We start from the raw sequence: 23,311 nt of genomic DNA on the forward strand, positions 1-23,311 counted from the left end.
TGGTGTCAGACTGGTCCGGCAAACGGGTATCCCTAGGCGATACGGCCATGGGATTACGGCAATCTGGCGCGAAAGGTTGGCGGATGTGAGTGACGTGAGTGAGCGAGCCCAGAGCCTCGCCGCGGAACTGGACCGACTGCGTCAGCGTCGCGACCGTCTGCAGATCGAGGTCAAGAACGATCGCGGCATGATCGGCGATCACGGCGATGCGGCCGAGGCGATCCAACGCGCCGACGAGCTGGTGTTGCTCGCCGACCGCATCAACGAACTCGACCGGCGGCTGCGCGCGGGGCCAGGGGAATTCGAGCGCACGGACGCGGCGGAGGCGCTGCCCGGCGGCACCGAGGTGACGGTGCGGTTCGCCGACGGGGAAGTGGTCACGATGCACGTGATCTCCATCGTCGAGGAGACGCCCGTGGGCCGCGAAGGCGAGACCCTGACGTCGAGCAGCCCGTTGGGGCAGGCGCTCGCCGGGCATCAGCCGGGCGACACGGTCACCTACTCGACGCCGCAGGGGCAAAGCCAGGTCGAGCTGATCGACCTGAAGCTACCCGCCTGACCAGGGCACTAGACTCGCCGGAATGGCTGCCCCGTTACCCGAGACCGCGCCGTCGCAGCTGAGTCTGAGCACGCAGATGTGGCGGTTCGTCGCAACCGGCGCCATGTCTGCGGTCGTCGACTTCGGTCTGTACGTCATCCTCCTCAAAGTGGGGGGCCTGCCGTATGATCCCGCGAAGGCGCTCGGCTGGCTGGCCGGCACCATCACCGCCTACCTGATCAACCGCCGCTGGACCTTCCAGGCGTCGCCGAGCACTGCCCGGTTCCTCGCGGTGATGGCGCTCTACTGCATCACCTTCGCGGTGCAGGTCGGACTCAACCATTTGTGCCTGGCGTTGCTGCACTATCGGGGCTGGGCGATACCCGTCGCGTTCGTCATCGCCCAGGGCACCGCGACGGTGATCAACTTCATTGTGCAGCGAGCCGTGATCTTCCGAATCCGCTGAGCCCGGCCGGCAGGCTGTACCCTCTTTGACGATGTTGAACAGTGACGTTCCGGTGACTCCGACCCGGCTGACCGGGTGGGGCCGCACGGCGCCGTCGGTGGCAGAGGTGCTCCGCTCCCCCGACCCCGAGGTGATCGCCAAGGCGGTGGCCCGCGTCGCCGACTCCGGCAAACGCGGCGTGATCGCCCGCGGGCTGGGCCGCTCCTACGGCGACAACGCCCAGAACGGCGGCGGCCTGGTGATCGACATGACGGCGCTGAACTCGATCCACTCGATCAGCGCCGAAACCAGGCTCGCCGACGTCGACGCCGGGGTGAACCTGGACCAGCTGATGAAGGCCGCCCTGCCGTTCGGGCTGTGGGTCCCGGTGCTGCCGGGCACCCGGCAGGTCACCGTCGGCGGCGCGATCGGCTGCGACATCCACGGCAAGAACCATCACAGCGCGGGCAGCTTCGGCAACCACGTCCGCAGCATGGACCTGTTGACCGCCGACGGCGAAATCCGCCGCCTCACCCCCGACGGCCCCGAGTCCGAACTTTTCTGGGCCACCGTCGGCGGCAACGGGCTGACCGGCATCATCCTGCGCGCGACCATCGAGATGACGCCCACCGAGACGGCGTATTTCATCGCCGACGGTGACGTCACCGCCACCCTCGACGAGACCATCGCCCTGCACAGCGACGGCAGCGAAGCCGACTACACGTACTCCAGCGCCTGGTTCGACGCGATCAGCGCGCCGCCGAAGCTGGGGCGTGCGGCCGTGTCCCGCGGGTCGCTGGCCCGGCTGGACCAGCTGCCGCCGAAGCTGCAGAAGGATCCTTTGAAATTCGATGCGCCGCAACTGCTTACGTTGCCCGACGTGTTTCCCAACGGGCTGGCCAACAAATATACCTTCGGGCCGATCGGCGAGCTCTGGTACCGCAAGTCGGGCACCTACCGCGGCAAGGTCCAGAACCTGACGCAGTTCTACCATCCGCTGGACATGTTCGGGGAATGGAACCGCGCCTACGGCCCGGCGGGATTCCTGCAGTACCAGTTCGTGATTCCCACCGAGGCCGTCGACGAGTTCAAGCGGATCATCCGCGACATCCAGGCCAGCGGCCACTACTCGTTCCTCAACGTGTTCAAGCTGTTCGGTCCCGGCAACCAGGCGCCGCTGAGCTTCCCGATCCCGGGCTGGAACATCTGCGTCGACTTCCCGATCAAGGCCGGGCTGAACGAGTTCGTCAGCGAACTCGACCGTCGGGTACTGCAATTCGGCGGTCGGCTCTACACCGCCAAGGACTCCCGTACCACCGCCGAAACCTTCCACGCCATGTATCCGCGCATCGACGAGTGGATCGCGGTGCGCCGCAAGGTGGACCCCGCGCGGGTGTTCGCCTCCGACATGGCCCGACGTTTGGAGCTGCTCTAGATGGTGCTTGACGCCGTGGGAAACCCACAAACCGTGTTGCTGTTGGGCGGCACCTCCGAGATCGGTCTGGCCATCTGCGAGCGGTACCTGCAGAACGCGCCGGCGCGAATCGTGTTGGCGGACCTGCCCGACCACCCCCGCAAGGCCGACGCCGTCGCCGCGATGACCGCCGCGGGCGCCAAGTCCGTCGAGTGGATCGACTTCGACGCCACCTTGACCGACGCCCATCCCGCGGTCATCGACCAAGCCTTCAGCGGCGGCGATATAGACGTCGCCATCGTGGCGTTCGGCTTGCTCGGCGACGCCGAGGAACTGTGGCAGAACCAGCGCAAGGCGGTCCAGATCGCCGAAATCAACTACACCGCAGCGGTTTCGGTGGGTGTGCTGCTGGGCGAGAAGATGCGCGCCCAGGGCTTCGGTCAGATCATCGCGATGAGCAGCGCGGCCGGCGAGCGGGTGCGGCGGTCCAACTTCGTCTACGGCTCCACCAAGGCCGGCCTGGACGGCTTCTACCTCGGACTGTCGGAAGCGCTGCGCGAGTACGGGGTTCACGTTCTGGTGATCCGGCCCGGCCAGGTTCGCACCGCCACGACCATCGCGCACTGGGAGGCGACCGGCGCCAAGGAAGCTCCGCTGACCGTCGACAAGGAGTACGTCGCCAACCTCGCGGTGACCGCGTCCGCAAAAGGTAAGGAATTGGTTTGGGCGCCAGGAGCATTCCGTTACGTGATGATGGTGTTGCGGCACATCCCGCGGAGCATCTTCCGCAAGCTGCCCATCTGATCATGCGCAACGCGCTGGCCACCCTGGGCCAGATGTTGGCGGCGGCCCTGGTGGCCGTCGTGGTCGCGGCCGTGGCGCTCACCGCCATCTCCCAGGTGCAGTGGCCGGCGTTTCCGTCGTCGAACCAGCTGCACGCGCTGACCACCGTCGGGCAGGTCGGCTGTCTGGCCGGGCTGCTGGGCACCGCCTGGGCGTGGCGGCGCGGGCGGTTCCGATGGCTGGCGCAGCTGAGCGGGCTGGTGTTCGTGTCGGCGTTCACGGTGGTGACGCTCGGCATGCCACTGGGCGCGACGAAGCTGTATCTGTTCGGCATCTCGGTCGACCAGCAGTTCCGCACCGAATACCTGACCCGGCTCGCCGACAGCCCCGCCCTGCGCGACATGACCTACCGGGGACTGCCGCCGTTCTACCCGCCGGGCTGGTTCTGGATCGGCGGGCGGGTCGCCGCGCTGACCGGGACGCCCGCGTGGGAGGTGTTCAAGCCCTGGGCGATCACGTCGATCGCCGTCGCCGTCGCGGTGGCGCTGGTGCTGTGGTGGCGGATGATCCGCTTCGAGTACGCGCTGATCGTCACCACCGCCACCGCGGCGGTGACGCTGGCCTACAGCTCGCCGGAACCCTACGCCGCGATGATCACGGTGCTGTTGCCGCCAGTGTTCGTCCTGACGTGGTCGGGTCTGCGCGCGGGCGCGCGCGCCTCCCTTGACGCCGAGCGTGAAGCTGGCCGGACACTCGGCGGGGAGGCCGAGAGCCAGGCGGCCCGCGGGGGCTGGGCCGCGGTGGTTGGCGCGGGGCTGTTCCTGGGCTTCGCGGCCACCTGGTACACGCTGCTGCTGGGCTACAGCGCGTTCACCGTCACCCTGATGGCGCTGGCCCTGGCCGCGTCGCGCTGGCGATCCGACGGCCCCAAAGCCGCCCTGGACCCGCTGCGGCGACTGGCCGTCATCGCCGTCATCGCCGTGGCCATCGCGTCGACCACCTGGCTGCCGTTCCTGCTCGGCGCGGCCCGCGGCCCGGTGAGCAACACCGGCGGCGCCTACCACTACCTGCCGGCCGACGGCGCCGAGCTGACCTTCCCGATGCTGCAGTTCTCGCTGCTGGGAGCCATCTGCCTGCTGGGCACGCTCTGGCTGGTGATCAGGGCCCGCTCGTCGGTACGGGCGGGCGCGCTGGCGATCGGCGTCCTGGCAATCTACCTGTGGTCGCTGCTGTCGATGCTGACCACGCTGGCCCGCACCACGCTGCTGTCCTTCCGGCTGCAGCCGACGCTGTCGGTGCTGCTCGTCACCGCCGGGGTGTTCGGCTTCGTCGAGGCCACCGTGGCCCTGGCGCGCCGCAACCGCACGTGGGTCCCGGTGGCCGGCGCCCTCGGGCTGGCCGGGGCGATCGCCTTCAGCCAGGACATTCCCGACGTGCTGCGCCCGGACCTCACCATCGCCTACACCGACACCGACGGCCACGGCCAGCGCGGCGACCGGCGGCCACCGAGCTCGGAGAAGTACTACCCGGCCATCGACGCGACCATCCGGCGCGTCACCGGCCGGCCGGCCGACCAGACCGTCGTGCTGACCGCCGACTACAGCTTCCTGTCGTACTACCCGTACTGGGGATTTCAGGGGCTGACGTCGCACTACGCCAACCCGCTGGCCCAGTTCGACCAACGCGCCGTGCAGATCAAGCACTGGGCCAAGCTCAAGACCGCCGACGAGTTCGTCCACGCGCTGGACACGCTGCCCTGGGCGCCGCCGACGGTGTTCCTGATGCGCCGCGGGGCGGGCGACACCTACACCCTGCGGCTGGCCGAGGACGTGTACCCCAACCAGCCCAACGTCCGTCGTTACATCGTCGAACTGCCGGCCGCGCTGTTCGCCGACCCGCGTTTCGCCGTGGAGAGCGTCGGACCGTTCGTGCTGGCTATTCGCAAGCCGGCGGGTAGCGGCTGATGGCTACCGAAACCTCACATGAAGCGGTCGAAGAACTACCATCTACCTCCGTGGGCGACACGGGAGCAAACCACCGGATCGCTCGATCCGTTGCCGTCGTCGCCGGCCTGCTGGGGACCCTGCTGGCGATCCTCACGCCGGTGCTGCCCGTCAACCAGACGACCGCGCAGCTGAACTGGCCGCAGGACAACAGCTTCAAGAGCGTCGAGGCGCCGCTGATCGGGTACGTGGCCACCGAACTGAACGTCAGCGTGCCCTGCGAGGCCGCCCGGGGGCTGGCCGGGCCGGAGAACGCGGGCAAGACCGTGCTGCTGTCGACCGTGCCCAAACTGGCCCTTAAGGCCGTCGACCGCGGCATGCTCATCCAGCGCGCCAACGACGAGCTCGTGCTGGTGGTGCGCAATGTCGCGGTGGTCACGGCCCCGATGAGCCAGGTGCTCAGCCCGGCCTGCCAACGGCTGACCTTCACCGCCCACGCCGACCGGGTGACCGCCGAGTTCGTCGGCCTGACGCAGGGGCCCAACGCCGAACATCCCGGCTCGCCACTGCGCGGTGAACGCAGCGGCTACGACTTCCGGCCCCAGATCGTCGGCGTGTTCACCGACCTGTCCGGGCCGTCGCCGCCGGGGCTGAGCTTCTCCGCGACCGTCGACACCCGCTACAGCACCGGCCCCACGCCGTTGAAGCTGGCCGCGATGATCCTCGGCGTCATGCTGACCGCCGCGTCCCTGGTCGCGCTGCACGTCCTCGACACCGCCGACGGCACCCGGCACCGGCGTTTCCTGCCCGCCCGCTGGTGGTCGGTCGGGGCGCTGGACGCCCTGGTGATCGGCGTGCTGACGTGGTGGCACTTCGTCGGCGCCAACACCTCCGACGACGGCTACATCCTGACCATGGCCCGGGTGTCCGAGCATGCCGGTTACATGGCCAACTACTACCGCTGGTTCGGCACCCCCGAGGCGCCGTTCGGCTGGTACTACGACCTGCTGGCGCTGTGGGCGCACGTCAGCACCGCCAGCATCTGGATGCGGCTGCCGACGCTGGCGATGGCGCTGACGTGCTGGTGGGTGATCAGCCGCGAGGTCATGCCCCGGCTGGGCCAGGCCGTGAAACGCAACCGCGCGGCGGCGTGGACCGCGGCCGGCATGTTCCTCGCGGTCTGGCTCCCGCTGGACAACGGCCTGCGGCCCGAGCCGATCATCGCGCTCGGCATCCTGCTGACCTGGTGCTCGGTCGAGCGTGCGGTGGCCACCAGTCGGCTGCTGCCGGTGGCGGTCGCCTGCATCATCGGCGCGCTGACCCTGTTCTCGGGGCCGACGGGAATCGCCTCGATCGGCGCGCTGCTGGTGGCGATCGGGCCGCTGCGCACGATCCTGCACCGCCGGTCCAAACGCTTCGGCCTGCTGCCGCTGGTCTCGCCCATCCTGGCCGCGGTCACCGTCACCGCGATCCTGATCTTCCGCGACCAGACCCTGGCCGCCGAGAGCCAGGCCAGCATGCTCAAGCGCGCCGTCGGGCCCAGCCTGAGCTGGTTCGACGAACACATCCGCTACGAGCGGCTGTTCATGGCCAGTCCCGACGGGTCGGTGGCCCGCCGGTTCGCGGTGCTGGCCCTGATCCTCGCGCTGGCGATCACGGTGGCGATGTCGTTGCGGAAGGGCCGGATTCCGGGCACGGCCACCGGGCCGAGCCGACGCATCGTCGGCATCACGATCATCTCGTTCCTGGCCATGATGTTCACGCCCACCAAGTGGACGCATCACTTCGGCGTGTTCGCCGGACTGGCCGGTTCGCTGGGGGCGCTGGCCGCGGTCGCGGTCACCGCCGAGTCGATGCATAACCGACGAAACCGCACCGTGTTCGCCGCGACCGTGCTGTTTTTGGTCGCGCTGTCGTTCGCCAGCGTCAACGGCTGGTGGTATGTGTCCAGCTTCGGCGTGCCGTGGTCCAACGCGTTCCCCGCATGGCGTTACGCGTTCGCCACCGTGCTGCTGGGGCTGACCGTGGTGGTGTTGCTGGCCTCGGCGTGGTTCCACTTCGTCGCCACCGACAACGCCCCGCCGCGGACTCGGCTCGGCGCGCGGGCCGCCCGAATCGTCCAGTCCCCGTTGGCGATTGCGACGTGGGTGCTGGTGATCTTCGAGGTGGTGTCGCTGACCGTCGCGATGGCCAGCCAATACCCCGCGTGGTCGGTGGGGCGGTCCAACCTGCAAGCCCTGACAGGTAAGACCTGCGGCCTGGCCGAGGACGTGCTGGTGGAGCAGGATCCCAACGCCGGCATGCTGCCGCCGGTGTCGGCTCCCGTCGCCGACGCGTTGGGCGCCGGCCTGTCGGAAGCCTTCACGCCCAACGGCATTCCCGCCGACGTCTCCGCCGACCCGGTGATGGAGCGGCCCGGCGACCGCAGCTTCGTCAACGACGACGGGCAGAACAAGAGCGGCGAGGCCGGCACCGAGGGTGGCACGACGCCCGCACCGGGAATCAACGGCTCCCGCGCCAAGCTGCCCTACGATCTGAATCCGGCCCGGACGCCCGTGCTGGGCAGCTGGCGCGCCGGCATCCAGGTGCCCGCCATGCTGCGGTCGGCCTGGTACCGGCTGCCCACCAGGGACGAGCGCGCCAAGGCCGGTCCGCTGCTGGTGATCTCGGCGGCCGGCCGCTTCGACCCGCGTGAGATCCAGCTGCAGTGGGCCACCGACGACGGCGCCGCCAACGGTAAGCCCGGCGGGTCGTTCCAATTCGGCGACGTCGGCGCGGCCCCGGCCTGGCGCAACTTCCGCTTGCCCCTGTCGGTGATTCCGAGTTCCGCCACCCAGGTGCGGCTGGTCGCCGAGGACTCGGACCTGGCGCCGCAGCACTGGATCGCGTTGACGCCGCCGCGGATTCCCCATCTGCGCACCCTGCAGGACGTGGTGGGCTCGAAGGACCCGGTGTTCCTGGACTGGCTGGTGGGCCTGGCGTTCCCGTGCCAGCGGCCGTTCGGTCATCAGAACGGCGTCGACGAGACCCCGAAGTGGCGCATCCTGCCGGACCGCTTCGGCGCCGAGGCCAACTCGCCGGTGATGGATAACAACGGCGGCGGGCCGCTGGGCATCACCGAACTGCTGGTCAAGGCGACGACGGTGGCCACCTACCTGAAGGACGACTGGTTCCGCGACTGGGGCGGGTTGCAACAACTAACGCCGTATTACCCCGACGCCACGCCGGCACGCCTGCAGCTAGGGACCGTGACGCGCAGCGGGCTGTGGAACCCCGCGCCGCTGCGCAAGGGTTAGCAGTCAGCAGTCTGCCCCGCCTCCGTTCGACGCCGGCGTCGAATCCGAGGCGGGGCAGAAAGCGTGGCCGGCCGATCAGGGGATAGCGGCGCGGATGGGGTGGGTCAGCGCCCAACCCGGGTGCAGGATGTCGCCCGCGTAGTGGCGGATCGGGTGCAGCGGTCCGCTGTACGGGTCGTACGGGTCCGCCGACGCGGTCGCCGGAATCAGCGTCGCGATCAGCGACAATCCGACGCCACCCAACAACGCACCGGCCATCACGCGCAGCTTGGAAACTTTCTTTGGCTTGTCACTCATGGTTGTTCCTCACCCTCCAACAGGTCCCCCAAGGTGCCACCACTGCTCAAGTGCACCAACACACTCCCCCGGGGGCCGGCCTTGTTGGCCGACACCAACAGCTTGACGCGGAGCACTTGCGTGATTCTGGCGAAATTCTTGCGAAACTCTTGCGAAATTCATGCGTTTGCTGGGCGGCGATGCGCGGCTGAATGCGGGCGAGTGACGGGTGTGCTGGGCCCGCCCTCAGGCCACCGGCCGAATCCACGCGCCCATCGGCGGCGGCGCTTCAGTTCGGGCGGATCTCGACCACGAAATCGTGCCGGCCGATGCGGATGCGGTCCCCGTCAGAAAGGGTGGCACTGCCGCGAATGCGTTGCCCGCGCACCTCGACACCGTTGGTGGAGCGCGAGTCGTAGATCACATAACCCGCACCGGTGTCGACGATCACCGCGTGGTACCGGCTGACGTCCTCGTCGTTGGCGATGACGATGTCGTTGTCGTCGCGGCGCCCGATCCGGGTATTGGCGCCCGTCAGCTGGTAGCGCAGGCCGGTCCTGTCGCACAGCCACGCGGATTCGCCCACGACGGCCGTCGGGGCGGTGTCGTCCTGATAGGCGGGCAGCTTGTGAGTGGTGGTCACGGGACGCTTGGGGGGCGCCAACGGCTGCTGACGCAGGATGCGCTCATGCAGCGCGGTGATCGTCGGGCCGGGGTCGATGCCGAGCCCCTCGGCCAGAGCCGTCTTGAGCCGACGGTAGGCGTTGAGCGCGTCCGACTGGCGCTCGGTGACGTAATAGGCGGTGATCAGCTGCGCCCACAGCGGTTCACGGTAGGGATGTTCCGCGGTCAGCGCTTCGAGCTCGCCGATCACCGCGCCGGCGCGGCCGCAGGCGATCTCGGCGTCGGCACGCGCGGTGTGCGCCGCCACCTTTTCCTCCAGCAACGCGGCGCCGAAGGACTGGACGAAGGCGTAGTCACGCAGGTCGTCCAGCACGGGTCCACGCCATTCGCGCAGCGCGGACGACAAATGGGTGCTGGCATCCTCGTACCGTCCCGCGGCGGCCGCCTGGACACCGGCGGCCTTCTCCGCCGTGAAGCGCCCGACGTCACACTCGGTGTCATCGATGCTGAGCTGATACCCCGGCGGCGCGCTGGCCAGCACCTCATACGGGTCGGCCCCGGCGTCGCGCAGCAGGCGGCGCAGATTGGACACGTGGGACTGAATGCTGGTCCGGGCAGCGGGCACGGGGTCCTCGTCCCACACCCCGTAAATCAGCGCGTCGACCGACACCGGGCGGTTGCGGTTGATCACCAGCATGGCCAGCACGGCCCGCTGCTTCGGGGCGCCCAACGGCAACCGGACGCCGTGCGCGGTCATGATCAACGGCCCCAGAACACCGAACCCGAGTCCCGAGTTCTTCATCTCGCCGCAAGCCTCCAGGGTGACAGAGGGCCGCAGACCCGGGGGTCGAGTCGTTGGCCGTAGATCCCTATTGTGACCGCATCGGGGCCACAATAGGGATCTACGGCACCAATCCACGCTGCGCCGGCCGTCCCATTTCGGCCGCGGCAACCGAAAAGCTCGGCTGGGGCTCCGCCCCGCATCCTCAACGGACCCAGCGGCGTCGCTTACGATCGACCCTCGTGCCCCCCGACGGAATCGAGCGATCGCAGCGCGTCCCCCGGTTGATCGCCGTCGTCGCCGGCATCGCGGGACTGCTGCTGTGCGCGTTGGTTCCGTTGCTTCCGGTGCGGCAGACCACTTCGACCATCCTGTGGCCCCAGGGCGCCACCAGGGACGGTCACGTCACCCAGATCACCGCTCCCCTGGTTTCGGGTGCGCCGCGCACGCTGGACGTCTCGATCCCCTGCTCGGTGATCGCGACGCTGCCCGCGGACGGCGGCCTGGTGCTCTCCACACTTGCGCCAGACGGGTTCCAAACCGGCAAGTACGGCCTGTTCGTGCGCGCCAACAAGGAGACCGTCGTCGTTGCGTTCCGCGACACCGTGGCGGCGGTGGCCCAACGTTCCGCCATATCCGCGGGCCCGTGCGACCGGCTGCACATCTGGGCCAGCGCCACCGCCACCGGCGCGGACTTCGTCGGAATCCCGTCTCCCGCGGCCCGGGGCGTCCTGGCGCCCGAGAAGAAGCCGCAGGTCGGTGGGATCTTCACCGATCTGAAGGTCGCCGCGCAGCAGGGGTTGTCGGCCCGCGTCGACGTCGACACCCGCTTCATCCTGGCGCCCACCGCGACGAAGACGATCGCGATGGTCCTGGGTGCGCTGGCCGTCGCCGTGGCCATCCTGGCGCTGGCCACCCTGGACCGGCACAGCCGCGGCACCACGCTGGTCAACTGGCGCTCCCCGATCGCGTGGCTGTCCCGCTACCGCCCGCGCGCACCGCGGGGCCACTGGTGGCGCGCCGGCCTCACGACGTGGATCGCCGACGCCGGCGTGGTCGCGACGCTGGTGGGCTGGCACGTCATCGGCGCCACCTCGTCCGACGACGGCTACAACCTGACCATCGCCCGCGTCGCCCCGCAGGCCGGCTACGTCCCCAATTACTACCGCTTCTTCGGCACCACCGAGGCGCCCTTCGACTGGTACGACTCGGTGCTGGCGCGGATGGCGTCGGTGAGCACCGCCGGCGTCTGGATGCGGCTGCCCGCGCTGCTGGCCGGCATCACCTGCTGGCTGCTGATCAGCCGGTTCGTGCTGCGCCGGCTGGGGCCGGGCAAAGGCGGCCTGGCGTCCAACCGGGCGGCGGTCTACACCGCGGGCGCGGTGTTCGTGGCCGCGTGGATCCCCTTCAACAACGGGCTGCGGCCCGAGCCGCTGATCGCGCTGGGCGTGCTGGCCACCTGGATCCTGGTGGAACGCTCGATCGCGCTGAGCCGGCTGGTGCCCGCCGCGGGGGCCATCATCGTCGCGATGCTCACGGCGACGCTGGCGCCGCAGGGCCTGATCGCGCTGGCCGCGCTGCTGACGGGCGCCCGGGCCATCGCCGCGACCATCCGTCGACGCCGCGCGACCGACGGCCTGCTGGCGCCGCTGGCGGTGCTCGCGGCGTCGTTGTCGCTGATCACCGTCGTGGTGTTCCGGTCGCAGACGCTGGCCACGGTGGCCGAGTCGGCCCGCATCAAGTACACGGTCGGCCCGACGATCGCCTGGTACCAGGACTTCCTGCGGTACTACTTCCTCACCGTCGAGAGCAACGCCGACGGGTCGATGGCGCGGCGCTTCGCCGTGCTCGTGCTGCTGCTGTGCATGTTCGGGATGCTGTTCGTCCTGCTGCGCCGCGGCAGCGTGGCGGGGCTGGCGAGCGGACCGGCCTGGCGGCTGATCGGCACGACGGCCGTCGGGCTGCTGCTCTTGACGTTCACGCCGACGAAGTGGGCCATCCAGTTCGGCGCGTTCGCGGGGTTGGCGGGTGCGCTGGGGGCGGCTGCCGCGTTCACCTTTGCGCGGATCGGCCTGCACAGCCGACGCAACCTGACGCTGTACGTCACGGCGCTGCTGTTCGTGCTGGCGTGGGCCACCTCGGGCATCAACGGCTGGTTCTACGTCGGCAACTACGGGGTGCCGTGGTACGACATCCAGCCCGTCATCGCCAGCCACCCGGTGACGTCGATGTTCCTGTTCCTGTCGATCCTCACCGGGCTGCTGACGGCCTGGTACCACTTCCGGATGGACTACGCGGGGCACACCGAGGTCAAGGACAACCGGCGCAACCGGTTCCTGGCCGCGACCCCGTTGCTGGTGGTGGCGGTGATCATGGTGCTCGGCGAGGCCGGCTCGCTGGCCAAGGCGGCCGCGTTCCGCTACCCGCTGTACACCACGGCCAAGGCCAACGTGGCGGCCCTTACTTCAGGGTTGAGCAGCTGCGCCATGGCCGAGGACGTGCTCACCGAGCCCGATCCCAACGCCGGAATGCTGCAGCCCGCCCCGGGCGAGCCGGACGGGCCGTACGGACCGCTCGGCGGCACCGACCCCGTCGGCTTCAAGCCCGACGGCGTCGGCGAGGACCTGCAGTCCGACCCGGTGATCAGCAAGCCCGGGCTGGTCAACTCCGATGCCTCACCCAACAAGCCCAACGCCGCCTACAGCGACTCCGCGGGCACCGCGGGCGGCAAGGTCACGACGCCGGGCGTCAACGGCTCGCATGCATTCCTGCCGTTCGGCCTGAACCCGGCCACCACGCCGGTGATGGGCAGCTACGGCGAGAACTCGCTGGCCGCCACCGCGACCTCCGACTGGTACCAGCTGGGGCCACGCACCCCGGATCGGCCGCTGGTGGTGGTCTCGGCGGCCGGGGCCATCTGGTCGTACAAGGAGGACGGCAACTTCGTCTATGGGCAGTCGCTGCGGCTGCAGTGGGGCGCCAGCCGTCCGGACGGGCCGCCGAAGCCGCTGGGGCTGATGTTCCCCATCGACATCGGGCCGTGGCCGGCGTGGCGCAACCTGCGCTTCCCGCTGAGCTGGGCGCCGCCGGAGGCGGACGTGGCGCGCATCGTCGCCTACGACCCGAACCTGAGCTCCGAGCAGTGGTTCGCGTTCACCCCGCCGCGGGTGCCGGTGCTCAAGACCATGCAGCAGCTGGTCGGGTCGCAGACTCCGGTGCTGATGGACATCGCGACCGCCGCCAACTTCCCGTGTCAGCGGCCGTTCTCCGAACATCTCGGGATCGCCGAGCTACCGGAATACCGCATCCTGCCTGACCGTAAGCAGACGGCCGCGTCGTCGAACCTGTGGGAGGCCCGGGCGACCGGCGGCCCTTTCCTGTTCACCCAGGGACTGCTGTGGACGTCGACGATCTCGACCTACCTGCGCGGTGACTGGTACCGCGACTGGGGATCGGTCGAGCAGTACCACCGGTGGGTGCCGTCCGATCAGGCGCCGACGGCCGCCGTCGAGCAGGGTGTGATCACAGTGCCCGGCTGGCGCCGGCAAGGACCGATTCGAGCGCTGCCATGAGCGATACCGGTCGTGACGTGCAGGTGACGCGCTGGATGGCGATCATCGCGGGGCTGCTCGGCGTCGTGCTGTCGGTGGCCACGCCGCTGCTGCCCGTCGTGCAGACCACCGCGACGCTGAATTGGCCGCAGAACGGCCAGCTGAACAGCGTCACCGCGCCGCTGATCACGCTGACGCCGGTGGACGTGACCGCGTCCGTGCCGTGCAGCGTGGTCCGCGACATGCCGCCGACCGGCGGCGTGGTGCTGGGCACCGCGCCCAAGAACGGCAAGGACGCCAACCTCAACGCCCTGTTCGTCGTCGTCAACGCGCAGCGGGTGGACGTCACCGACCGCAACGTGGTGATCGTGTCCGTGCCGCGCGAGCAGGTGGCCGGCCAGGACTGTCAGCGCATCGAGATCACGTCGACGACGAACGGGACCTACGCCACGTTCGTCGGGCTCAAGGAGCCCGACGGGAAGCCCAAGCGCGGCGGTTACCCCGACCCGAACCTGCGGCCGCAGATCGTCGGCCTGTTCACCGACCTGAACAGGCCCGCGCCGGAGGGGCTGCGGTTCTCGGCGACCATCGACACCCGGTTCTCGACGACGCCGACCACGCTCAAGCTGCTGGCGATCGTGGGCGCGATCGTGGCGACCGTCGTCGCGCTGCTCGCGCTGTGGCGCCTCGACCGCCTGGACGGGCACCGGATGCGCCGACTCATTCCGGCCAACTGGCGCACGTTCACCCTGGCCGACGCGGTGGTGATCTTCGGGTTCCTGCTGTGGTGGGTGATCGGGGCTAACTCGTCGGACGACGGCTACATCCTGGGCATGGCCCGCGTCGCGGACCGCGCCGGCTACATGTCCAACTACTTCCGCTGGTTCGGCAGCCCCGAGGACCCGTTCGGCTGGTACTACAACCTGCTGGCGCTGATGACCCACGTCAGCGACCAGAGCCTGTGGATGCGGGTGCCGGACCTGCTCGCCGGCCTGGTGTGCTGGCTGCTGCTGTCGCGTGAGGTGCTGCCCCGGCTGGGCCCCGCGGTGGCCGCCAGCAAGCCGGCCAGCTGGGCGGCGGGCCTGGTCCTGCTGACCGCGTGGATGCCGTTCAACAACGGCCTGCGGCCCGAGCCGATCATCGCGCTGGGCTCGCTGGTCACCTACGTGCTGATCGAGCGGTCGATGCGCTACAGCCGGCTGACGCCCGCGGCGCTGGCGATCGTCACTGCGGCCTTCACGCTGGGCGTGCAACCCACCGGCCTGATCGCGGTGGCCGCGCTGGTCGCCGGCGGGCGGCCGATCCTGCGGATCCTGGTGCGTCGGCGTCGCGTGGTCGGGACGTTGCCGCTGCTGGCGCCGATGCTGGCCGCGGGCACGGTCATCCTGACCGTGGTGTTCGCCGACCAGACGCTGTCGACGGTGCTGGAAGCCACCCGGATTCGCACCGCGATCGGGCCCAGCCAGGCCTGGTACACCGAGAACCTGCGCTACTACTACCTGTTCCTGCCCACGGTCGACGGGTCGCTGTCGCGCCGGTTCGGCTTCTTCGTCACCGCCCTGTGCCTGTTCACCTCGTTGTTCATCATGTTGCGACGGCACCGCGTTCGGGGCGTGGCGCGCGGGCCGGCGTGGCGGCTGATGGGCGTCATATTCGGCACGATGTTCTTCCTGATGTTCACCCCGACCAAGTGGGTGCACCACTTTGGGCTGTTCGCCGCTGTGGGCGCGGCCATGGCGGCGCTGACGACGGTGCTGGTATCGCCGGCGGTGCTGCGCTGGTCGCGCAACCGGATGGCGTTCCTGGCGGCGCTGATGTTCGTGCTGGCGCTGTGCTTCGCCACCACCAACGGCTGGTGGTACGTCTCGAGCTACGGGGTGCCGTTCAACAGCACGATGCCGAAAATCGGCGGAATGACCGTCAGCACAATCTTTTTCCTGCTGTTCGCCATCGCGGCGGTGTATGCGACGTGGCTGCACTTCGCGTCGCGTGGGCACGGCGAGGGCCGGCTCGCCCGGGCGCTGACGGTGGCGCCGATCCCGATCGCGGCCGGATTCATGGCGCTGGTGTTTGTCGCGTCGATGGTGGCCGGCATCGTGCGCCAATACCCCACCTACTCCAACGGCTGGTCCAACGTGCGGGCCTTCACCGGCGGCTGCGGGCTGGCCGACGACGTGCTCGTCGAGCCCGACAGCAACGTGGGGTTCATGGCGGCCTGGCCGCGCGGGTACGGCCCGCTGGGGCCCCTGTTCGGCGTCGACCCCGTCGGCTTCACGCCCAACGGCGTGCCGGAACACACCGTCGCCGAGGCGCTGCGGATCACCCCCAATCAGCCGGGCACCGACTACGACTGGGACGCGCCGACCAAGCTGAAGACGCCGGGCCTCAACGGATCGGTGGTGCCGCTGCCCTACGGCCTGCACCCCGACAAGGTTCCCGTGGCCGGCAGCTACACCACGGGCGCGCAGCAGCAGAGCAAGCTGACCTCGGCCTGGTATCTGCTGCCGCGGCCGGACGCCGGGCATCCGCTGGTGGTGGTGACCGCCGCGGGCAAGATCGCCGGCAACAGCGTGCTGCACGGTCACACCGACGGGCAGACCGTGGCGCTGGAGTACGGACTGCGCGGCGCCGGCGATGACCCGGTGCCGTCGGGGCGGCGGCTGGCGCCCTACGACCTGTACGGCGAGCAGTACAAGTTGTGGCGCAACCTGCGCTTCGCCCGGTCCGACATCCCCGCCGACGCGATCGCGGTCCGGCTGGTGGTCGAGGACCTGTCGCTGACGCCCGAGGAGTGGATCGCGGTGACCCCGCCCCGGGTGCCGGAGCTGCGGTCGCTGCAGGAGTACGTCGGGTCGTCGCAGCCGGTGCTGATGGACTGGGCCGTGGGGCTGGCTTTCCCGTGCCAGCAGCCGATGCTGCACGTCAACGGCGTCACCGAGATCCCGAAGTTCCGCATCACGCCCGACTATTCGGCCAAGAAGATGGATACCGACACCTGGCAGGACGGCGTGAACGGCGGCCTGCTCGGCATCACCGACCTGCTGCTGCGCGCGCACGTCATGTCGACGTACCTGTCCCGCGACTGGGGCCGTGACTGGGGTTCGCTGCGGCAATTCGAGACGCTGGTGGACGCGCGGCCCGCGCAGCTGGACCTGGGCACCGCGACTCGCAGCGGGTTGTGGTCGCCGGGGAAGATCCGCATCAAGCCATAGGTTGTCGACGGGCGCGAGTGCCGAATTGAGGCACGCTTTCTTCGGTCAAGCGTGCCTTAACCCGACACTCGCGTTGCTCCGCGGCAAAGTCCCGAATGCGTTGATCCGCTTGGTGGCTTACGGGTGTTCATGCGGCCCGGCGGCCGCTTTCCCGCGCAGCCGCTCCTACCGCCCGACTCGGACTACCTGCAATCCAAGCTCAGCGTGCTTGACGACGGCAACGCGCGTTCGCGCCGCCCTTGCAGGGAATCGACTTCGACATCGGGCCGTTGTCGTTGGGCACGACGCTTGCGCGCCGCCTGCCGAGATCATCCAGGATTCTTTTGCTCCCCAACGCTTTTGGTGCACTCGCGACCGGAAACGCGCTGACCGCCTATCTTCGGAATTGAATTCCTTGCGCTAACTAAAGAAATTGAATTCAAAGAATTTCTTCCGGACCAGGTTTTAGGTTCGCGAATGCGGTCAATACACGGGCCACGGGGTCGGGTTTATCTATCAACGGGCAAACATGGTGGGACAAATGCGCGCAAGTACAACAATGGTAATTTCGGTGGCGTCAATTTCTCTGGCCACCGCATCGTTATCGGCGGGCATCGGTGCCGCGTCGGCCAACCCGGGTGCCGTCGGCACCACGACCGTGGTCTTGGATGCGACTCTGCGGAATTGCGATTTCAGCCTGGTGCGTAATCCACCCCTGGGGCAGGAGCCCGCGCTGGGCACCGGGCAGGTCGTCGTTCACACGACGGGCACCGCGGCGACCGCGGACGTGTACCTGTCGGACTCCCCGCAACCGGGCACCACGTTCAGCGTCGGCATCATCGAGGAACCGCGGCCCGCGTCGGCGGGTTGCGGCCCCGGGGCGTCCGGCACGGTCTTTACCACCATGGTGACCGACGCGGCCGGCACCGGACGGGTTCGTCTGCACGACGACCTCCGGCCCGGTTCGACGGGTGTGTGGGTAGTCGTCGAGCGGCCGAGCGCGCATTCGCAGGATCCGGCCGAGTACTACACCACCGAATTCGTCGTGCCCGCTTAAGCACCTGACGCGCCGCGGCGGGTATACCGTCGCGGCATGAGCGAGTACGACGTCGAGGCCGTGGACCGGCTGCCCTTTTCCACACCCGAAAAGGCGCAGCGCTATCGAACGGACAGCTATTGCGGAGCCGTAGGCCTCAATTGGTATCGCACGGATCCGAGCCTGCAATTCATCCTGTCGTATTACCTGCGGCCCGAGGAGCTGGCCGTCGTCGAGCCGCGGCTGATCAGCATCGGTGAGCTGATGGGCGGGCCGGTGGCGCGCTGGGCCGAAGAGACCGACCGTAATCCGCCGAGGCTGGAACGCTACGACCGCTGGGGGCACGACGTCAGCCGGGTCGTCATGCCCGCGTCGTTCACGGCGTCCAAACGGGCGGTGCTGGACGCGCAGCGCGAGCTGCGTCAGGCGGCCCGGGGGGCCGGCTTCAGCTCGTCGCTGCCGATGTTCGCGTCCAACTATCTGCTGAATCAGGCCGACATCGGGATGGGCTGCGCGCTGGGCACCGGCGGAGGGATGGTGCAGTCGCTGGTGGCGGCGTACGCGCCGGCCGACGTTCGCGAACACGTCCTGGCCAAGTTCGACTCCGGCGAATGGGCGGGCGAGACCGCACAGCTGCTCACCGAACGTACCGGCGGCTCGGACCTGGGCGCGCTGGAGACCACGGCCACCCGACGCGGAGATTCCTGGCTGCTCAACGGCTTCAAATGGTTCGCGTCCAACTGCGCGGGCGAGGCCTTCGTCGTGATGGCCAAACCCGAGGGGGCGCCGGACTCGAGCCGCGGTGTCGCCAACTTCCTGGTGTTGCGCACGCGGCGGGACGGCTCGCGCAACGGCGTGCGGGTGCGGCGCCTGAAGGACAAGCTGGGCACCCGGTCGGTGGCCTCGGGCGAAGTCGAGTTCGTCGACGCCGAGGCGTTTCTGCTGTCCGGGGAACCGTCCGACGCGCAAGCCGGCGGCGCGTCCGACGGCAAGGGCCTGGGCCGCATGATGGAGCTGACCAACGCGGCGCGGCTGGGCATCGCGTTGTTCGCGCTGGCCAATGCGCGCCGGGCGCTGGTGGAGTCGCTGTGCTACGCGCGGCAGCGGCGGGCTTTCGGCGGTGCCCTGATCGACAAGCCCCTGATGCGGCGCAAGCTGGCGGAGATGATCGTCGACGTCGAAGCCGCGCAGGCGATGGTGTTCGACGGGACCGGAGCCGTCAACCATCGCCAGCCCCGCGGCCTGCGTCAGCGCATCGCCGTGCCGGTCACCAAGCTCAGGGTTGCGCGGCTCGGGATCACCGCCGCCTCGGACGCAATCGAGATCCACGGCGGCAACGGCTACATCGAAACCTGGCCCGTGGCAAGGCTTTTGCGGGACGCGCAGGTGAACACCATCTGGGAGGGACCGGATAACATCCTGTGCCTGGACGTGCGTCGCGGCATGGAACGCTCGCAGGCGCACGAGACGCTGCTGGCGCGCCTGCGCGACGCGGTCTCGGTGTCCGACGATGACCAGACCACGCGGTTGGTCGCCGAGCGCATCGAAGATCTGGACGCCGCGGTGACCGCATGGGCCAAGCTCGAGGGGCCGCTCGCCGAGGCGCGGCTGTTCCCGCTGACGACGTTCATGGGCGACGTGTATGCCGCCGCGCTGCTGACCGAGCAGGCCGCGTGGGAGCGCGCGGCGGGCGGTGGTGAGCGCAAGGCGCTCGTCGCGCGGCTGTACGCGCAGCGGTATCTGGCCGATCGCGGGCCGCTGCGCGCCATCGACGCCGAGTCCGACGAGGCCTTGGAGCGCTTCGACGAGCTGGTCTCCGGGGCGCTAAGTTAGCGCGAGCAGACGCGAGAGGCCCTCATTTCGTGCCAAAGGCTTTTGCGGGGGGCACCACCCGCGTGGGGGACTGTTCGCGGGTGCTACCACCGGGGCAGCAACTCCTGCAGGTGCTCGATGGAGCCGACTTCGCCATCGAGTAGTGCGCGCAGGAGCGGCCCCTTGGCCGCCGAGATCCGATGATCGGACATCAGTTCGTCGATCCGGCGCGGCAGCGCCTGCTGAACGCGCTGGTAGGCGGCAAGGATATCCCCGGAGCGTAATCCACCTCGACCGAGCATTCCGTGTGGATGTGTTCCCAGCCATGCCGGTTGGTCCAACATCGAGCCCGGCCCGAGGAAAGCTTCCCGGCCGGTCAGCATGCGGTAGTAGATGATTCCGATCGCCAACAGGTCGGCGGCCGCCGGGCGTGGCGGGCCCGGGACCTGCCGCAGGCTCGCAAAGCTAACTTGGCCGGTCCAATCCAAGACGTTGATCACCGTCGCGAGTTCAGCCTGCAGTCCCGGTGTGATTTCCGGACCGCGAAAAACCGGGAGCTCTGCGGCAAATGCCGTGTCATCGGGATAGGGCGGCGGCAAGATCGGATAATTGCGCCCACTGGTGATGAACACGGCGCTGCGCAGCTGGTCGGGGCCGCCCGCGTGTGAAGAACTCGTCTTCCAGTGCAATTGTTTTTGTACGCCCGGATCGATGAGATGGAAGCGCGTGCCGTCACGCGCAATGATCAGGTTGGATTCGTTGAGGTCGCCATGCGGCGCCGCGCACAGTGCTGTCCACAGCGCGGGCAGCATGCACTCGAACGCGGTGACGCGCTCGTCCGCTTCCAACCTGTCCAACGTGCGACCGTCGTGCCACGGCATCACCAACACACGTAGCCACTCGCGTGAATCGGCTGTCTCCCAGTCGAACTCGCGCATCAATCGCCCCACACCCATGCTGTGGTGGTTCCAAGCCCCAGCGGTCGCGACGATCCTTTGGTGCTCGAGTTCGAGTAGGTCGCCCAGGGTGTCGACATTCGGACGGCACGGCGAGGTCATGCCATCGGTGAAGGCCTCCGAGCCAACCTGGATGCGCTGCCGAATGGAGAACAGTGACTGCCCGGCCGCAGCAACGGCGGGAACCTTGACGAGGACGGCCTGGCCGCCGGCGAGAGAGGCGATGCCAGTTCCGGTGTGGAGAGAAGCGCTCCAGGTTTCGTATCGCGGTCCCGCGCTCAGTCGTCTGTCGAGCCGCACCAATTGCGAGTCGGACAATTGCAGAACACCTGGCCGACCTTACTGGGGCCCAGTTCCTACGCGAGCAGGCGCAAAGGGGTTAGGAGCTCGGGATAGGAACGTCGGGCCTGAGGAACCACAGGCCCGCCGTCTTGCCGTCGCTGTTGTTGAACCTGACGCGAAACTGGCCGGGCCCATGCTGCATCTTCAGCGGGATGTTCACGACCGTGGTATCCCCATGCGGAACCACCTCAGGGTCGCCATGTGATTGGTACGCGCCGAGGGTCTGCTGATAGCTTGCCCAAGCGGCGCCCAGCTGCTGCGCAGAGAGCCGTTGTTTCAGCGCGTTGTCGAAATGTGTTGTCGGGGTGGTGTAGTCGCCACGCACGATGGCGTCGAACATCTGCAGCGCGAGCTGCTTGTCATCGGCTGGGGCCGCTGCCGTCGTCGTCGAGGCGGCGGCCGCCGACGGCGACGCGCCGCTGGACGTGGAGGTCTGGCCACTCTTGGTGTCCGATCCGCACGCAGCGAGGAGCAGGCACGTCGCGGCAATACACATTCCTGCAGCTGCGCCGCGTATCACGGTGATCAGATTCGTACGGTTGGCGTTCACGAAACCTCCTATTGTCGATGCCACCGCCGGTGCACGGGCAACTCACACCTGATACACATAATCAGCCCTTCGGTTCGCGCGCGCACGAGTAGTCCGTTACGTCATTCGTGGGCCGTCGAGACCGCGCTCCGGGCTGGCGCCAGTGCTGGCGAGCAGACGCAAAAGCCCCTCATTTCGAGGGGCTTTCGCGTCTGCTCGCGGGAAAACCTAGACTGGGATCAGGCCGTGCTTGCGGCCGACGCGGAACCACAGCTGCTTGTCCCGCAGCAGGTGCATCGACTTGCGCAGCAGCAACCGCGTCTGGTGCGGGTCGATGACCGCGTCGATGAACCCGCGCTCGGCGGCGGTCCACGGGATCGCCATGTTGAGGTTGTAACCCTCGATGAAGTCCTTCTTGATCTGCTGCACTTCAGGCGCGTTCGGATCGGGGAAGCGCTTCACCAGCAGCTGCGCTGCACCCTCGGCGCCGATCACCGCAATACGAGCGGTGGGCCAGGCGTAGTTGAAGTCGGCGGTCAACTGCCGCGACCCCATCACGGCGTAGGCGCCGCCGTAGGACTTGCGGATCGTGATCGTCACCTTGGGCACATCGGCCTCCACGACGGCGTAGAGGAACCGGCCGCCGCGCTTGATGATGCCGTTCTTCTCCTGCTCGGCCCCCGGCAGGAATCCGGGCGTGTCCACCACGAACACCAGCGGGATGTCGAACGCGTCGCAGAATCGGATGAACCGCGCCGCCTTGTCGGAGGCTTCGTTGTCGATCGACCCGGCCAGATACATGGGCTGGTTGGCGACCACGCCGACCGGACGCCCGTCGACCCGGGCATACCCGGTGATGATCGCCGGGCCGGCCTGCGCGGCGACGTCGAGGAAGTCGCCGTCGTCGAAGATCCGCAGCAGGATCTCGTGCATGTCGTAGGCGGCGTTGTCGGAGTCCGGGATGAGCGTGTCGAGCTCCAGGTCGGTCGGCGTGATCTCCGGCTCCAGACCCGGGTTGATCACGGGCGCCTTGTCGAAGCAATTCGACGGCAGGAACGACAGGAAGTCGCGCACGTACTGGAACGCCTCGGCCTCGGAGTCCACCACCTGGTGGATGTTGCCGTAGCGCGCCTGCGCGTCGGACCCGCCGAGCTCGTCGAGGGTGACGTCCTCGCCGGTGACTTCCCGGATGACGTCCGGCCCGGTGACGAAGAAGTACCCCTGGTCGCGGACCGAGACCAGAAGGTCATCCTGGATCGGCGAATAGACCGCTCCCCCGGCGCATTTGCCGAAGATGAGCGAGATCTGCGGGACCAACCCGGACAGCGCCTCGTGGCGGCGGCCCAGCTCGGCATACCAGGCCAGCGAGGTGACCGCGTCCTGGATCCGGGCACCGCCGGAGTCCTGGATGCCGATGATCGGGCAGCCGACCATCGCGCACCACTCCATCAGCCGCGCCACCTTGCGGCCGAACATTTCGCCGACCGTGCCCTGGAACACCGTCTGGTCGTGGGAGAACACCCCGACCGGACGGCCGTCGATCATCCCGTGCCCGGTGACGCACCCGTCCCCGTACAGCGCGTTGGGATCGCCGGGCGTCTTGCACAGCGCCCCGATCTCGAGGAAGCTGCCCGGATCGACCAGCGCGTGCACGCGAGCGCGGGCGCTGGGGATGCCCTTCTTGTCGCGCTTGGCGGCAGCCTTCTCACCGCCCGGTTCCTTGGCCAGCTCCAGGCGAGCACGCAGCTCGGCCAGCTTTTCGGCTGTGGAATGCAGAGCTGGCTCCGTCACGAG

The 23,311-nt window shown here is 68.7% G+C and carries 15 protein-coding genes; 10 read left to right on the forward strand and 5 right to left on the reverse strand.

Annotated elements, in window-relative coordinates; all coding sequences use genetic code 11:
• Positions 1-76: 76 nt before the first annotated feature.
• The 6 genes from AC5Y5V_RS00240 to AC5Y5V_RS00265 all read left to right on the forward strand — a co-directional run bounded on the left by AC5Y5V_RS00240 (position 77) and on the right by AC5Y5V_RS00265 (position 8,419).
• Entirely contained in the window at positions 77-559 is a 483-nt protein-coding gene (locus AC5Y5V_RS00240) for a GreA/GreB family elongation factor (RefSeq protein ID WP_499930431.1), read from the forward strand.
• A 76-nt stretch (positions 560-635) separates the two neighbouring features.
• The gene (locus AC5Y5V_RS00245; RefSeq protein ID WP_499931077.1) at positions 636-1,004 is read left to right on the forward strand and encodes a GtrA family protein; all 369 of its coding nucleotides are present in this window, start codon (positions 636-638) and stop codon (positions 1,002-1,004) included.
• Positions 1,005-1,035: 31 nt separating this feature from the next.
• Positions 1,036-2,418, forward strand: coding sequence for a decaprenylphosphoryl-beta-D-ribose oxidase (gene dprE1 / locus AC5Y5V_RS00250; protein ID WP_499930433.1), 1,383 nt, complete (start codon positions 1,036-1,038; stop codon positions 2,416-2,418).
• The gene (dprE2, locus tag AC5Y5V_RS00255; RefSeq protein ID WP_499930435.1) at positions 2,419-3,201 is read left to right on the forward strand and encodes a decaprenylphospho-beta-D-erythro-pentofuranosid-2-ulose 2-reductase; all 783 of its coding nucleotides are present in this window, start codon (positions 2,419-2,421) and stop codon (positions 3,199-3,201) included.
• Positions 3,202-3,203: 2 nt separating this feature from the next.
• Positions 3,204-5,144 carry a galactan 5-O-arabinofuranosyltransferase gene (locus AC5Y5V_RS00260; protein ID WP_499930436.1) on the forward strand — a complete coding sequence of 647 codons (1,941 nt, stop codon included), beginning with the start codon at positions 3,204-3,206 and terminating at the stop codon, positions 5,142-5,144.
• Positions 5,144-8,419 carry an arabinosyltransferase domain-containing protein gene (locus AC5Y5V_RS00265; protein WP_499930437.1) on the forward strand — a complete coding sequence of 1,092 codons (3,276 nt, stop codon included), beginning with the start codon at positions 5,144-5,146 and terminating at the stop codon, positions 8,417-8,419. Before AC5Y5V_RS00260 ends, AC5Y5V_RS00265 begins: the two co-directional genes overlap by 1 nt.
• 75 nt (positions 8,420-8,494) lie before the next feature.
• On the opposite strand, the gene AC5Y5V_RS00270 is transcribed toward AC5Y5V_RS00265, so the two are convergent.
• Both AC5Y5V_RS00270 and AC5Y5V_RS00275 read right to left on the reverse strand, forming a co-directional pair.
• Positions 8,495-8,716, reverse strand: coding sequence for a hypothetical protein (locus AC5Y5V_RS00270; protein ID WP_499930439.1), 222 nt, complete (start codon positions 8,714-8,716; stop codon positions 8,495-8,497).
• A 268-nt stretch (positions 8,717-8,984) separates the two neighbouring features.
• Entirely contained in the window at positions 8,985-10,121 is a 1,137-nt protein-coding gene (locus AC5Y5V_RS00275) for a BTAD domain-containing putative transcriptional regulator (RefSeq protein ID WP_499930441.1), read from the reverse strand.
• Positions 10,122-10,342: 221 nt separating this feature from the next.
• Here AC5Y5V_RS00275 and AC5Y5V_RS00280 point away from each other — a divergent pair, with 221 nt between their 5' ends.
• From AC5Y5V_RS00280 to AC5Y5V_RS00295, 4 genes are all read left to right on the forward strand, one after another.
• A complete protein-coding gene (locus AC5Y5V_RS00280; protein WP_499930443.1) occupies positions 10,343-13,672 on the forward strand; it encodes an arabinosyltransferase domain-containing protein in 3,330 nt (1,109 codons plus the stop codon).
• Positions 13,669-16,863: an arabinosyltransferase EmbB gene (embB, locus tag AC5Y5V_RS00285; protein ID WP_499930444.1), complete on the forward strand. Its 3,195-nt coding sequence runs from the start codon at positions 13,669-13,671 to the stop codon at positions 16,861-16,863. The genes AC5Y5V_RS00280 and embB overlap by 4 nt, the downstream gene beginning before the upstream one ends.
• Before the next feature lie 550 nt (positions 16,864-17,413).
• Positions 17,414-17,899, forward strand: coding sequence for a hypothetical protein (locus AC5Y5V_RS00290; RefSeq protein ID WP_499930446.1), 486 nt, complete (start codon positions 17,414-17,416; stop codon positions 17,897-17,899).
• Positions 17,900-17,935: 36 nt separating this feature from the next.
• On the forward strand, positions 17,936-19,711 hold the full coding sequence (locus AC5Y5V_RS00295) for an acyl-CoA dehydrogenase family protein (RefSeq protein ID WP_499930447.1): 1,776 nt from the start codon (positions 17,936-17,938) through the stop codon (positions 19,709-19,711).
• Between the two features lie 83 nt (positions 19,712-19,794).
• On the opposite strand, the gene AC5Y5V_RS00300 is transcribed toward AC5Y5V_RS00295, so the two are convergent.
• The 3 genes from AC5Y5V_RS00300 to AC5Y5V_RS00310 all read right to left on the reverse strand — a co-directional run bounded on the left by AC5Y5V_RS00300 (position 19,795) and on the right by AC5Y5V_RS00310 (position 23,308).
• A complete protein-coding gene (locus tag AC5Y5V_RS00300; protein ID WP_499930448.1) occupies positions 19,795-20,964 on the reverse strand; it encodes a hypothetical protein in 1,170 nt (389 codons plus the stop codon).
• 61 nt (positions 20,965-21,025) lie between these two features.
• Positions 21,026-21,538, reverse strand: a complete 513-nt coding sequence (locus AC5Y5V_RS00305; protein WP_499930450.1) for a DUF3887 domain-containing protein — start codon at positions 21,536-21,538, stop codon at positions 21,026-21,028.
• A gap of 207 nt (positions 21,539-21,745) precedes the next feature.
• Positions 21,746-23,308 carry an acyl-CoA carboxylase subunit beta gene (locus AC5Y5V_RS00310; RefSeq protein WP_499930451.1) on the reverse strand — a complete coding sequence of 521 codons (1,563 nt, stop codon included), beginning with the start codon at positions 23,306-23,308 and terminating at the stop codon, positions 21,746-21,748.
• Positions 23,309-23,311: the final 3 nt, after the last annotated feature.

It is taken from the genome of Mycobacterium sp. NGS68, assembly GCF_059812195.1.

What these genes read in the sequence shown, in the direction of transcription:
- AC5Y5V_RS00270 (WP_499930439.1), bottom strand. Translation starts at nt 8,716, where the DNA reads ATGAGTGACAAGCCAAAGAAAGTTTCCAAGCTGCGCGTGATGGCCGGT.
- AC5Y5V_RS00265 (WP_499930437.1), top strand. Translation starts at nt 5,144, where the DNA reads ATGGCTACCGAAACCTCACATGAAGCGGTCGAAGAACTACCATCTACC.
- AC5Y5V_RS00295 (WP_499930447.1), top strand. Translation starts at nt 17,936, where the DNA reads ATGAGCGAGTACGACGTCGAGGCCGTGGACCGGCTGCCCTTTTCCACA.
- dprE1 (WP_499930433.1), top strand. Translation starts at nt 1,036, where the DNA reads ATGTTGAACAGTGACGTTCCGGTGACTCCGACCCGGCTGACCGGGTGG.
- AC5Y5V_RS00260 (WP_499930436.1), top strand. Translation starts at nt 3,204, where the DNA reads ATGCGCAACGCGCTGGCCACCCTGGGCCAGATGTTGGCGGCGGCCCTG.
- dprE2 (WP_499930435.1), top strand. Translation starts at nt 2,419, where the DNA reads ATGGTGCTTGACGCCGTGGGAAACCCACAAACCGTGTTGCTGTTGGGC.
- AC5Y5V_RS00245 (WP_499931077.1), top strand. Translation starts at nt 636, where the DNA reads ATGTGGCGGTTCGTCGCAACCGGCGCCATGTCTGCGGTCGTCGACTTC.
- embB (WP_499930444.1), top strand. Translation starts at nt 13,669, where the DNA reads ATGAGCGATACCGGTCGTGACGTGCAGGTGACGCGCTGGATGGCGATC.
- AC5Y5V_RS00275 (WP_499930441.1), bottom strand. Translation starts at nt 10,121, where the DNA reads ATGAAGAACTCGGGACTCGGGTTCGGTGTTCTGGGGCCGTTGATCATG.